This is a genomic window from Rhizobium sp. RU35A (genome assembly GCF_900156005.1).
In the GTDB taxonomy this organism is placed as follows: domain Bacteria; phylum Pseudomonadota; class Alphaproteobacteria; order Rhizobiales; family Rhizobiaceae; genus Neorhizobium; species Neorhizobium straminoryzae.
The window spans coordinates 16073-29413 of the sequence record NZ_FTMR01000004.1 but is presented as its reverse complement, the minus strand read 5'-3'; the positions used below and the strand labels follow the sequence as shown (position 1 = coordinate 29413).

Annotated in this window: 10 protein-coding genes; 8 read left to right on the top strand and 2 right to left on the bottom strand. The window is 65.0% G+C overall.

What is annotated here, in order from left to right; translation table 11 throughout:
* The first annotated feature begins 79 nt into the window (after positions 1 to 79).
* From F3H95_RS10785 to F3H95_RS10750, 8 genes are all read left to right on the top strand, one after another.
* Positions 80 to 1108, top strand: coding sequence for an ABC transporter permease (locus F3H95_RS10785; protein ID WP_149745970.1), 1029 nt, complete (start codon positions 80 to 82; stop codon positions 1106 to 1108).
* On the top strand, positions 1108 to 1989 hold the full coding sequence (locus F3H95_RS10780) for an ABC transporter permease (protein ID WP_142880652.1): 882 nt from the start codon (positions 1108 to 1110) through the stop codon (positions 1987 to 1989). Before F3H95_RS10785 ends, F3H95_RS10780 begins: the two co-directional genes overlap by 1 nt.
* 2 nt (positions 1990 to 1991) lie before the next feature.
* Positions 1992 to 3638 (top strand): ABC transporter ATP-binding protein, encoded by a 1647-nt coding sequence (locus tag F3H95_RS10775; RefSeq protein ID WP_149746203.1) that lies wholly within the window; start codon positions 1992 to 1994, stop codon positions 3636 to 3638.
* 17 nt (positions 3639 to 3655) lie between these two features.
* Positions 3656 to 5212 (top strand): hydantoinase/oxoprolinase family protein, encoded by a 1557-nt coding sequence (locus F3H95_RS10770; RefSeq protein WP_149745969.1) that lies wholly within the window; start codon positions 3656 to 3658, stop codon positions 5210 to 5212.
* Positions 5205 to 6326 (top strand): DUF917 domain-containing protein, encoded by a 1122-nt coding sequence (locus F3H95_RS10765; protein WP_149745968.1) that lies wholly within the window; start codon positions 5205 to 5207, stop codon positions 6324 to 6326. Before F3H95_RS10770 ends, F3H95_RS10765 begins: the two co-directional genes overlap by 8 nt.
* Positions 6327 to 6396: 70 nt before the next feature.
* On the top strand, positions 6397 to 7989 hold the full coding sequence (locus F3H95_RS10760; RefSeq protein WP_149745967.1) for an ABC transporter substrate-binding protein: 1593 nt from the start codon (positions 6397 to 6399) through the stop codon (positions 7987 to 7989).
* Positions 7990 to 8067: 78 nt separating this feature from the next.
* Positions 8068 to 9144, top strand: coding sequence for a DUF917 domain-containing protein (locus F3H95_RS10755; RefSeq protein WP_142880647.1), 1077 nt, complete (start codon positions 8068 to 8070; stop codon positions 9142 to 9144).
* Positions 9141 to 10679, top strand: coding sequence for a hydantoinase/oxoprolinase family protein (locus tag F3H95_RS10750; RefSeq protein WP_149745966.1), 1539 nt, complete (start codon positions 9141 to 9143; stop codon positions 10677 to 10679). The genes F3H95_RS10755 and F3H95_RS10750 overlap by 4 nt, the downstream gene beginning before the upstream one ends.
* Before the next feature lie 66 nt (positions 10680 to 10745).
* On the opposite strand, the gene F3H95_RS10745 is transcribed toward F3H95_RS10750, so the two are convergent.
* On the bottom strand, positions 10746 to 11516 hold the full coding sequence (locus tag F3H95_RS10745; RefSeq protein ID WP_149745965.1) for a GntR family transcriptional regulator: 771 nt from the start codon (positions 11514 to 11516) through the stop codon (positions 10746 to 10748).
* 22 nt (positions 11517 to 11538) lie between these two features.
* Positions 11539 to 13248, bottom strand: a complete 1710-nt coding sequence (locus F3H95_RS10740) for a glycerol-3-phosphate dehydrogenase/oxidase (RefSeq protein ID WP_149745964.1) — start codon at positions 13246 to 13248, stop codon at positions 11539 to 11541.
* Between the last annotated feature and the right edge of the window lie 93 nt (positions 13249 to 13341).

Here is a 13341-nt window from a genome sequence, read left to right as displayed (position 1 = left end):
CCGGGCCGCGCTTGTTCGTGGGAAGGCGACAAGAGAGATTGCCGGCGCATGTTTCCTGGCAAGGGGATCTTTCACGACGATGCGGCATCACCCGTTGACAGCCATCCTGGCCCGGCTCGGCACCTTCCTGCTGGTGATGGTCGTGCTGTCCCTGATGATTTTCACACTTGCCCGCGTGGTGCCCGGCGATCCGGCCCGCATGGCGCTCGGACCGGCGGCAACGCCGGAACAGGTGCAGGCTCTGCGCCTGCAGATGGGGCTCGATCAGCCTATTGTCGTGCAGTATCTCGCTTATATCACCAAGGCGCTGCACGGCGATCTCGGCGCCTCGCTCGTCTCGCAGCGCCCGGTGACGACCGATCTTGCCCAGACGGTGCCGGCCACGGTGGAACTCGTTCTCGTCTCCGTCGTCTTCATGTTTCTCGTCGCCATTCCACTCGGCGTGATCACCGCCCATTACCGCGACCGTGCGCTGGACCATGGGGGTCGCATCCTGTCGCTGACGGGGGTGACGATCCCGAGCTTCCTCTTCGCGATCACCCTGCAATTGCTGGCGGCGCGGGTGCCGGGAGGATGGCCGATCATCGGGCGCCTTGATCATGGGCTTGGCTGGCAGGGCGGCCCGACCGGCTTCCTGATCCTCGACGGCCTTCTTGCCGGGCGGCTCGATGTCGTCGGCAGCGCGCTGCAGCACATCGCGCTGCCCGCCTTTGCGCTGTCGATGGCCGGCATCGGCCAGATCACCCGCATCACCCGCTCCTCGATGATCGAGAACCAGCGCAAGGACCATGTGCTCACACTGCAGAGCTTCGGCGTGCCCGAGCGCGTCATCATATTCCGCTATCTGCTGAAGCTCTCCTCCATCGCGCCGCTCACCATCATGGGGCTCGAATTCGCCTCGCTGATCGGCAATGCCTTCGTCATCGAAATGATCTTCGCCTGGGGCGGGTTCGCCTCCTACGGCCTCAACGCCATCCTGCAGAAGGATCTCAACGCGGTCACCGCCGTGGTGCTGGTGGCGGGCCTGTTCTTCATCGTCGCAAACCTCGTCGTCGATGTCCTGATTTCCATCATCGATCCGCGCATGCGCCGCAAGGAGGCACTCTGATGGCCGACATCAAGATGTTGGATCCGGCCGACCGTGGCCTGAGCGCCGGTTACATGATGTGGTACCGCTTCAGCCGCAATCCGGCTGCCGTCATCGGCACGCTGATCCTGCTGTCGGTCGTCATTCTCGCGGTCTTTGCGCCGTGGCTCACGCCCTATCCGAAGCATGTCGGCAGCATCGTCGATTTCAAGGCGCGCCATCTGCCGCCGGATGCCGGCCACTGGTTCGGCACCGACAAGGCCGGCCGCGACATCTTCTCGCGCACCGTCTTCGGCCTTCGGGTCTCGCTGCTGCTCGTTCTCGGCGTGCTCGGCATTTCCGTGCCCGTCGGCACCGTGCTTGGCCTGATCGCCGGCTATGTCGGCGGCTGGACGGAGCGGCTGATCAGCGGGCTCACCAATGTAATGCTCGCCATGCCGCCGCTCGTGATGGCGCTTGCCGTCTCGAACCTGCTCGAACCGACGCTGATGAATGCGATGATTGCCATCACGCTGCTCTGGTGGACCTGGCATGCGCGGCTCATCTATTCGGTGTCGAAGTCGATCGCCTCGGAAGACTATATCGAGGCGGCGCGGCTGGCCGGCGCCGGCCCCTTCCACATCCTCTTCCGCGAAATCCTGCCCAATTGCGTCGCCGTCATTTCTGTCAAGACGACGCTCGATGCCGCCTTCGTCATCCTGTTCGGCGCGACGCTGAGCTTCCTCGGCTTCGGCGTGAAGCCGCCGACGCCGGATCTCGGCTCGATGGTGGCGGACGGACGCCAGTTCATGCCGGATTTCTGGTGGGAGGTTCTCTGCCCGGGGGCAGCGGTGCTTTACGTCACCCTCGGCTTCAACCTGCTGGGCGACGGCCTGCGCGACATGTTCGACGTGGAGGGCTGATGATGCGCGACACCCTTCTCAGCGTCGAAAACCTCTCCGTCGACTTCACCTCCTATGGCCGCACGCGCCAGGTGCTGCGCGATGTCAGCTTCTCGGTTGCTGCCGGCGAACGCGTCGCCCTGATCGGCGAGACGGGCTCCGGCAAGTCGGTCACCGCCAAGGCGATCATCGGGACGCTGCCGCGCAACGCGACCATCCGCACAGGCCGGATCCTTGTCGAAGGCCGCAATGTGCTGGACCTGCCGCGCGCCGGGCGCGAGGCGCTGAAGGGCACGGCCTTCTCGCTGATCATGCAGGACCCGCTTTCCTCCTTCAATCCGGTGTTCCGCATCGGCACCCATCTCGACGACGTGATGCGCTTTGCCGATCGCCGCAACGGCATCGCGACCTCGCGCGCCGAACGCCGCAGCCGCATTGCCGCCGCGCTGCGCCGGGTGCAGCTTGCCGATGCCGAGCGGGTGATGAATGCCTATCCGTTCGAGCTCTCGGGCGGCATGCGACAGCGCGTGCTGATCGGCCTTGCCTTGCTGCACCAGCCGAAACTGCTGATCGCCGACGAACCGGGAACCGCGCTCGACGTCACCACGCAGGACGAGATCCTCAACCTGATCAACAGCCTGGTCAGCGAGGAAAACATGGCGCTGCTGATGATCACCCACAATCTCGGCGTGGTCCGCAAGGTCTCCGACCGCGTAGTGGTGATGCATCACGGCGATATCGTCGAGACCGGTCCGTGCCGGACGATCCTCAGCGAGCCGGCGAAGGATTATACCCGCGCGCTGCTCGATGCCGTGCCGGCCCTTTACGGCCCCCGCGTCACCGATATGGCCCAGAGCGACCGCGCGCCGATCGTCCGCATCAGCAACCTCAACAAGATCTATGGCCGCCGCAACGGCTATCACGCCGTGCGTGACGTCAACCTGACGCTGCGTGAAGGCGAGATTTTCGGGCTCGCCGGCGAATCCGGCTCGGGCAAGACGACGGTCGCGCGGATGATCATGGGGCTTCTGCGGCCGACCTCCGGCGAACTGGTGATCGATGCCCCGGCACCCGCGAAAGGCCGCCGCCTGACCCAGATCGTCTACCAGAACCCCGGCACCTCGCTCAATCCGAAGCGCACCGTGCGCCAAACGCTGACCCTGCCGCTGAAATCGATTGGCATGCAGGGGGATGCGCGGGAAGCGCGTCTGGTCGAACTGATGGCCCTGGTGCGGCTGCCGCAATCCTATCTCGCCAAGTATCCGCACGAACTCTCCGGCGGCCAGAAGCAGCGCGTGGCGATTGCCCGCGCGCTTGCAGCCGAGCCCAAAATCCTGATCCTCGACGAACCGACCGCAGCCCTTGACGTCTCGGTGCAGAAGACGGTCATCGAGCTTCTGGTGCAGCTTCGCGAAGAACTGGGGCTCACCTATCTGATGATCAGCCACGACCTGTCGCTGATGCGCAATTTCTGCTCGCGCATCGCCGTCATGCTGCGCGGCGAGATCGTCGAGGAGGGCGCGACGCCGGCGGTGTTCGCCGCCCCCTCCCATCCCTACACCCGGGCGCTGATTGCGGCCATTCCCGTCGTTTCCGACGTGGAAGAGCGCGAAAAGCCCGTCGTAACCGAAGAGGAACGCATGCGCTTCCTCGTCAAATCAACAGACTGACGCAAGAGGAGCCTCACGTGTATCGCGTAGGGATCGACGTCGGCGGCACCAATACGGATGCCGTCATATTGCAGGACAAGACGGTTCTGGCCGGGGTGAAGGCCTCGACCACGGAAGACGTGACGACGGGCGTCATCGAGGCTCTGGAAAACGTGATCGCGGCCTCAGGCATCGACCGCAAGGCGATCGACGCCGTGATGATCGGCACCACGCATTTCACCAATGCGGTGATCGAGCGTCGCCACATGGATGAAGTCGCAGCCATCCGGCTCGGCCTGCCATCCGGCGCCGGCCTGCCGCCAATGGTCGACTGGCCGGACGACATCCGCGAGATCGTCGGCAATCACGGCTATCAGGTGAAGGGCGGCTACGAGTTCGACGGTCGCATCCTCTCACCGCTCGATGAGGATGAGATCGTCCGCATTGCCGGCGAGATCCGGGCCAAGGGCCTGAAGGCGGCGGCCGTCACCTGCGTGTTCAGCGGCATCAACGATGCGATGGAGCTGCGCACGCGTGAGCTTCTCTACCGCCACTGCCCCGGCGTGCCGGTGGTAATGTCGAAGGATATCGGGCGTCACGGGCTTCTGGCGCGCGAAAGCGCGGCCATCATGAATGCCAGCCTGCTGTCGCTTGCCGACCGCACGGTTGCCGCCTTCCAGAAGGCGCTGGTTCAGGCGGGCCTCACCTGCCCCTTCTATATCACCCAGAACGACGGCACGCTGATGGCGGCCGATGTGGTGCGCGCCTTCCCGGTGCTGACCTTCGCCTCCGGTCCGACGAATTCCATGCGGGGAGCTGCCTTCCTCACCGGTCTGAAGGACGCCGTGGTGGTGGATGTCGGCGGCACCACCACCGATGTCGGCTCGCTCTCGCACGGCTTTCCGCGGCAGGCCTCGACCACCGTCGATATCGGCGGCGTGAAGACCAATTTCCGCATGCCGGACGTGTTCTCCATCGGCCTCGGCGGCGGCTCCCTGGTTGTGAACGGCGAGAAGGGCATCACCATCGGCCCGAAATCCGTCGGCTACCGCGTGCGCCGCGAGGCCTTGTGCTTCGGCGGCTCGACGCTCACGGCAACCGATATCGCCGTTGCGGCGGGCAAGGCGGATGTCGGTGACAAGGCGCTGGTCGACAGCCTCGCCGCTCCCCTGGTCGAGGCGGCCGTCGCCCGCATCAATGCCATGCTGGAAGCCTGCGTGGAGCGCAGCCGCATTTCATCCACCCCGGTACCTGTCATTGCCGTTGGCGGCGGCTCAATCCTGATGCCGGACCGGATCGGCGAGCTGGAGGTCCTGCGTCCCGAAAACTTTGCGGTCGCCAATGCCGTCGGCGCTGCGATCGCTCAGATCAGCGGCGAGACGGACCGGGTGTTTTCCCTGATCGACGGCAAGACGCGCGAGGCCGCGCTTGCCGAGGCGGAGGCTGAGGCGCGCGACAAGGCGATCGCCGCCGGCGCCATCCCCGAAACGCTCGAAGTCATCGAGCGGGAGGATACACCGCTCGCCTACCTGCCGGGCAACGCCACCCGCATTCACGTCAAGGTCGTCGGAGAGATGGGAGCCTATCATGGCTGAGAGCCGCAAACGCAAATATGACGAGGCCGCCCTGCGCACCCTGACGCGCGACGACCTGGAAGCGCTGGAAATCGGCGCCGGCATTTTGGGCACCGGCGGCGGCGGCAATCCCTACCAGGGCAAGCTTCTGGCGCTCGAGGCGCTGAAGGCCGGCTACGAGATGAAGATCCTCGCCACCGATGCCATCGAGGCGGATGCGCTGTGCATGTCGATCGGCGGCATCGGCGCACCGGTCGTCGGCGTCGAGCGCATCCGCGAGGGCCGCGAGGGTCTGCGCTGCCTCACCGCCATGGAGGAACTGATCCGCACGCCGGTCGATGCCATCGTCTGTGAGGAGATCGGCGGCGCCAATTCCATGAGTCCGCTGGTGACGGCGGCACTCGGCGGCCTGCCCATCCTCGATTGCGACGGCATGGGCCGCGCCTTCCCGGAAATGCAGATGACCACCTTTTCGATCTACGGCCACAGCTCCACGCCGTCCGTGATGTGCGACCTTCACGGCAATGCGGTCATCTTCAGCCATGCGGTCTCGGAAGTCTGGCACGAGCGCATGGCGCGCGCCTGCGTCGTCGCCCAGGGCGGCGGGGCGATGCTGGCGACGGCGCCGATGCAGGCACACTTCGTCCACCAGTTCGCCATTCCGCGCAGCTACACCAAGGCGATCGCGCTTGGCGAAGCGGTCATCCGCGCCCGCCGCCAGCAGGACGATCCGATTGCTGCCGTCTGCGACCTCGAAGGCGGGCGCCGCATCTTCAACGGCAAGATCACCGATCTGAAGCGCCATCTGCGCGGCGGCTTTGCGGTCGGCGATCTGGAGCTTGCAGGGTTTGACGGCTGGACCGGCGAAACCGCAAGCGTCGCGATCCAGAACGAATTCCTGATCTTCCGCCGCAATGGCGTGGTCGAGGTGACGGTGCCCGATCTGATCGTGCTGCTCGATGTGGATACCGGCTATCCGATCACCACCGAAATGCTGCGCTACGGCCAGCGCGTCGCGGTGATCGCAATCCCCTGCCACGACCTGCTGCGCTCGGCAGCCGCGCTCGAGGTCGTGGGGCCCTCGGCCTTCGGCTATCCGGACATCGCCTTCTCGCCGCTGCCAAAGGCGGCCTGATCCTTTCGCGTCCCATCCGCAAACAACAGGCGGGACAGGTCCCGCCGCATAAAAGAGGAGAACTTCCGGCATGAAATCCATGACTTACAAGCGTCTCGCCGCACTTGCGCTCGGTACGGCGCTTACCCTCGCGGCAGGTCTTCCGGCAGCCTCTGCCGCCGACAAGATCTCGACCGTCGTCAATGTGCAGCAGATCTTCAGCTCGCTCGATCCGGCCAAGGTCACCGACTATACCGGCTATATGGCCGTGGTGAACATGTATGACGGCCTGACCACCGTCAGCCCCTCCGGCGAGATCGTGCCGCATCTGGCAAAGTCCTGGGATGTCTCGGGCGATGGTCTGACCTATACCTTCCAGCTCCGCGACGATGCGAAATTCCAGGACGGAACGCCGGTGAAGGCCGCCGACATGGTCTGGTCCATCCAGCGCCTGCTCGGCATCAACAAGGGCCCTTCCAACCTCATCACCGGCGTGCTGAAGCCGGAAAACGTCACGGCTCCGGACGAGAAGACGCTCGTTCTGAAGATCGACCGGCAGTTCTCGCCGTTCCTTGCGGCAACGCCGCTGATGATGGCGCTCAACAAGACGCTGATCACCGCCAATGCCAAGCCGGACGACAAGTGGGGCGAGGCCTATGTCGGCGAACATTCCGCCGGCTCCGGCCCCTACAAGCTCGTCAGCTACAACCGCTCCGCCGACATGGTGATCGCCCGCAATGCCGATTACTTCCTCGGCTGGACCAAGGGCACGCCGGTCGACGAGGTCCGCTTCGTGCAGACCAGCGACGATGCCACAGTCAAGGCGCTGGCGGAGAAGGGCGAACTGGGTCTTTCCTCCCACGGTCTCGGCAACGATACCTACGAAGCCATCGGCAAGATGGCGAATTACAAGCTGATCCAGACCCGCACCTCCGGCGGCTTCGTCATCAAGCTGAACACCAAGGTCTATCCGACCGACGACGTGCATGTGCGCCGCGCCATCGCCTATGCCACCGACTACAAGACGATCCAGGAGATCATCTATCCCGGCACCGACATGCAGGGCCCGCTCTCGACCGCCTTCAAGGATGCCCATAACGGCGACATCAAGCCCGGTACCTTCGATCTGGAAAAGGCGAAGGAGGAACTGGCGAAGTCGAAATATGCAGGCCAGAAGATCACGCTGGTGAACAGCTATGTCGCCTCGCTCGCCTTCGAGGCGGAAGTGGCGCTTTTGCTGCAGGCCAATCTGGAGCAGATCGGCATCACGCTCGACATCAAGCCGGAGCCGTGGAACCGCATCGTAGAGCTTTCCTCCAAGCCGGACACGACGCCCGCCTCCACGCAGGTCAACATCTCGCCGACCTATCCCTCGCCGGACTCGATGTTCTACAACCAGTACCACTCCAAGGCCGCCGGTACCTGGATGTCGATGGAATGGCTGCAGAACCCGGAGATCGACGCGCTGATCGACAAGACGCGCGGAACGACCGACGTGGCCGAGCAGAACGCCGTCTACAAGGACCTGCAGGCGAAGATCGCCGACCTGCAGCCCGATGTCTGGGCCGTGGCACCCAACCGGCGCTATGCCGCCAACAAGTGCCTGCAAGGCTACCAGTTCATTCCCATGCAGAGCTGGGACCTGAACTTTGCCAACTTCACCTGGGATTGCAAGGCGAAGTGATCCTTCCCCCATCATGATGACAACCGGCCCCGCCTGCGGGGCCGGCATACCCCCTCCTTGCCCTGCCGAAGGTCGGACATGCTTGAAGAATTCGCAGAAGAACACATCGAACCGCTGGCCATCGGCGCCTGGATTCTCGGCACCGGCGGCGGCGGCGACCCCTATATCTCCACGCTGAACCTCCGGCGGCTCTATGCCGAGGGCGCCCGCGTCGATCTGATGGACCCGATGGCCCTCGACGATGACGATATGGTCGCCGTCGTCTCCAAGATGGGTGCGCCGCTGGTCGGCCAGGAACGGCTCGGCGATCCCGTGCATCTGGCCCGCGCCGTCGAGGTGATGGAGGATTATATCGGCAAGCGTTTTCGCGCCATCATGAGCGTGGAGATCGGTGGTTCGAATGCGCTCTCCTCCTTCCTTGCCGCGGCCGTTCTCGATCGCCCTGTCGTGAATGCCGATGCCATGGGCCGCGCCTATCCGGAAGCGCAGATGACATCCTTCGCCATCGGCAACCTGCCGATGTTCCCGCTGTCGCTGGTCGACGTGCGCGACAATGAGGTGATCGTGACGCGGGCCGCCTCGTGGAAATGGATGGAGCGCATCTCGCGCAAGGTCTGCACCGAAGTCGGCTCGACGGCTGCCACCTGCAAGGCGCCCCGCACCGGCCGCGAGGTGAAGGAATGGGGCATTCACGACACCGTCACCAAGGCCGTCGAACTCGGCAAGGCGGTGCTTGATGCCCGCCGCCGGCATGCCGACCCGGTGGATGCCATTCTTGACCACGAGGGCGGCAAGCAGCTGTTCCGCGGCAAGGTGATCGATGTTGCTCGCGAAACGACCGGTGGCTTCCTGCGCGGCCGCACGATCATCGAAGGGATCGATGGCGATCGAGGATCACGGCTGGAGCTTGCCTTCCAGAACGAGTGGGCGGTTGCCTTCCGCGATGGCGAACCGGTGGCGATGACGCCGGATCTGCTCTGCCTTCTCGACACCATCTCGGGCAGCGCGATCGGCACGGAATCCGTCCGCTACGGCCAGCGCGTCACCGTGGTGGCGCTGCCGGCGCCGGCCCTTCTCACCACGCCTGCCGGCATTGCCGCCGTGGGCCCCCGCGCCTTCGGCTATGACATTGACTTCAGATCGGTATTTCCATGAAACGCATCGGTATTGACGTTGGCGGCACGAACACGGACGCTGTTCTTGTCGATGGCGAGCGCATTTTGGCCTCCATCAAGGTTCCGACCACCCAGGACGTGCTGTCGGGCGTGAAGGCTGCTCTCTCGCATGTGATCAACGCGCCCGCCGCGGCCGGTATCGCCGTTGATGCGGTGATGATCGGCACCACGCATTTCACCAATGCCGTGGTGGAGCGTGCCCGCCTGGAACGGGTGGCGGCAATCCGCGTGGCGCTGCCAACCGGCCGCTCGCTGCCGCCGATGTGCGACTGGCCCCGCGACCTCTACGACGCTGTCGATCCGATGATCGTCATGGTGCATGGCGGGCATGAATATGACGGCAGCCCGCTGGTGCCGATGAACCCGGATGAAATCCGCGAGGCGGCGATGCGCATCCGCGATGCCGGCATCACCTCGATTGCGATCTCCGCCACCTTCTCGCCGCTGACCACCGAATGCGAGGTGCGGGCTGCAGAAATCGTCCGCTCCGTCATTCCGGATGCGAAGATAACGCTTTCCCACACGCTCGGCCGCATCGGGCTTCTGGAGCGGGAAAACGTCGCGATCCTGAATGCCGCCCTGCAATCGCTGGGCAAGACGACGGTGCAGGCCTTTGCCGATGCACTGTCGGAGATCGGCGTGACCGCCCCCTTCTATCTCACGCAGAACGACGGCACGGTGGCGCTGGCGGATGTCGCGGCGGCCAATCCGGTGCACAGCTTTGCCTCCGGCCCGACCAATTCCATGCGCGGCGCCGCCTTCCTCACCGGGCTCGAGAATGCCATGGTGGTGGATGTCGGCGGCACCACCTCCGATATCGGCTGCCTCATCGGCGGCTTTCCGCGCGAAGCGAACAACATCGTGCATATCGGCGGCGTGCGCACGCTGTTCCGCATGCCGGATCTGCTGCCGATCGCGCTTGGCGGCGGCACCATCATCAACCCGGACACCGGCGCAATCGGCCCGCGCTCCGTCGGCTACCGCATTCTCACCGAAGCGAAGGTGTTCGGCGGTTCGACGCTCACCACCTCCGATATCGCGGTCGCCGCCGGCATTGTCGAGATGGGTGACCGGGATCGGGTGAAAGGGCTCGATCCGGATCTCGTGCGGGCCACGCTCGCAAGGATCAGCGAGATGGTGGCCGACAATTTCGATCGCATGAAGACCTCTGCCGAGGATGTGCCATTGATCGCCGTCGGCGGCGGCGCCTTCCTGATCCCGGACAAGGTGCCGGGTGCCTCGGAAGTTGTCCGGGTGGAGAATGCCGGTGTCGCCAATGCGCTGGGCGCAGCCATGGCGCAGGTCTCGGGCGAGGTCGATCAGGTGTTTTCCGGCATGAGCCGCGAGGCGGCGCTGGCGGCGGCCGAAACCGGCGCCCGCAATGCCGCGGTTGCCTCCGGTGCGGCGCTGGACAGCCTGAAAACGCTGGAGATCGAGGATATCCCGATCGCCTATCTGCCGGGCGGCGCGCGGCGCGTGCGTGTGCGCGTCATCGGCGATATCGCCTTCGACTGATCCTCGTGTGCCTTGCGGGCGGCGCCGGCAGATCGGCGTTCTCCGCGCAAACCCGCCAATTGCTTTTCAGCGTCCCTGTTCCGGCCGGATGGTGAAGTGCAGGCGGGCGCTGTCCGTGCGGTAGAGGGCGGAGAAATATTCGATATGGCGGCCGGTACGATCGCTGGAGCGCGACTCGATCTTGATGAGTGGCGTTCCCTTGCTGATCTTCAGGTGTTGCGCTTCTTCCTTGCTGGCGCTGGCTGCCTCGATCCAGCGTTCGGCGCCCTCGAACTGGATGCCATAATGTTCGAGCAGCATCGCATAGAGCGAGCGGTTTTCCAGCGGATGATGCAGCAGGCCGGGCACGCGGCTTTCCACCAGCGAGCTTTCCACCAGAATGCGCGGCACGCCATCGACGCTCATCGTACGCCTCAGGAAGACGACCCGCTCGCCGGGACCAAGGCCCAGCGCCTTGGCGGCCCGGGGATCGGGGTCGCGGATGTCGGCCGTCAGGATGAAACGGCTGACGGTATGGTTGCGCAGCTCGATATCGCCGGAAAAGCCGATGATGCGACCGACGAAATCGCTGTCCTCGCTCTGTTTGGCCACAAAGGCGCCCCGGCCCTGATGGCGATACACCAGCCCTTCCGTCACCAGACGGCTCATCGCCTGGCGCACCACGATGCGCGAGACGCCGAACTGGTTGCAGAGTTCCGTTTCGCTCGGCAGCTTGTCGTCCGGGCGCATGCCGCCCTTGACGATCATGTCGGCAATGGCGGTCTTCAGCTGCAGCCAGAGCGGCACTTTGGGGGCGCGGTCGTGAACGACGGGATCTTCGACGGACGGGTCGGACACGGGCGTACCCCTTGTTTGGCGATCAGGCGTCCTCCAGGCTGACCTGCCGACGGGCGCGATGCCGGTTTTCCAGCAGCAGGCGCGTTGCGTCCACCTCGGCCTGGCATCGCTCCGGCGACCAGGACAGGGCGGGGGCCAGAAGATCCGCCAGCTCCATGAGGCAGGCTTCACTCGCCACGCCCTCGAAGGCCATAAGGGTTCGCCGGAGGATCATGTCGTCGAGACGGGTGACGCGCTCGTTCTGCGCGATCCATAGGATCTCCTCCCGCGAATAGCAAGCGGCCGACCGGAGCGGGGTTTCGCCACGCAGGCTGGCCGCCATGCGGACTGCCCGCGTGCCGTAGCGCTTCAGCAGTCTTTCGGCCCGCCCGGCACCAAGCGCGCCTGTCCGCATCAGTTCCGTGGCGAGTGCCGAAAGACCGGCGGGATCGCGCGGAAAGCGCGTTCCGCCGCCGATCGGCAGGTCGGCCGTCGTCACCCTCCGGTCTTGCCCAAGCCGTGGCAGGACGAGATCGACGATCTGTTCGGCGCAGGCCCGGTAGGTGGTCCACTTGCCGCCGATCAGCGTCAGCACTGGCACCGTGCGCGTGCCCGTCGGCTCGAAGGTGCGAAACGTGTGGTCGCGGCTGATCGAACCAGCCGCGCCTGCGGCCTGGCGGGGCAGGGGGCGCACGCCCGAATAGGCAAAGGCGATGTCCTCCCGCCGGGGGCGGGCTTTGGGCAGCACGGTCCTGATCACATCGAACAGATAGTCGATCTCCGCCTCGGAGGTTTCCTTGTCGCCGGCATGTTCGGTGCGAATGTCGGTGGTGCCGAGCAGCACGTGATCGGCATCGAGTCGGTAGATCAGGCAGGCGCGGAAATCGGGTGTCTCGAAATACAGCATGACATCACCGAGATCAGCGGCGAGATCGGGTCGCTTCAGTACGAGATGCGAGCCGCGCGTGCCGCCCACCAGCCCTTCGCCGATGCCGAGATCCCGGTCGACATGGTCAATCCAGGCGCCAGCGCAGTTGATGATGAAGCGGCAGCGCTTGCGAATGATGCGGCCTGACAGCACATCCTGAAGAAGTGCGGTATCGCCCTCGACGCCGACGAGCTTCAGATAGGGAATGGCAAGGCTTTCCGGGCAGGCGGCCTCGGCATCGTCCACCAGTTCAAGCGTCAGCCGCTCCGGGCTGTCGATGCGGGCGTCGAAATATTCCGCGACGATGCGGATCTCGTTTGCCAGTCCGCGCACTTTGGCAAACGCCTGGCGTCTTGGCACCAGCCTGTGGCGCGGCATCGAGCGATCGCGGATGCTGAAGCCGTCGAAGATGGTAAGGCCAAGCTTCAGGATCAGCGCGCCCTTGGGGCCGGGATCCTTCATCAGCCGCAGGAAGCGCAAGGCCGCCTGCAGCGTGCCACCCGCCCAGGACAGGGCCGGCACCCATACGCGGATCGGCCGCACCTGATGCGGCGCGTTCTTCAGCAGCCGGTCGCGCTCCTCCACCGATTCCCGCACCAGCTTGAACTCGCCCTGCTCCAGATAGCGCAGGCCGCCATGGATGAGACGCGAGGGGGCGGCCGACGTGCCGCTGCAGAAATCTCCCATCTCGACAAGCGTTGCCCCGACCCCCTGCGCGGCGAGATCGCGAAACACGCCGACCCCGTTGATGCCGCCGCCGATGATCAGGATGTCGCCGCTCTCTCCCCGTTCCAGTGCGTCCAGCGCTTGCGCCCGTGTTCTCATGCTCATCCTCCCTCTGGCATTCCCGTTGCAGCACCGCCTGTCGACCTCCTTCAACAAGTGATGCGAGACGTATTGACAGCTCAGATCAACTCG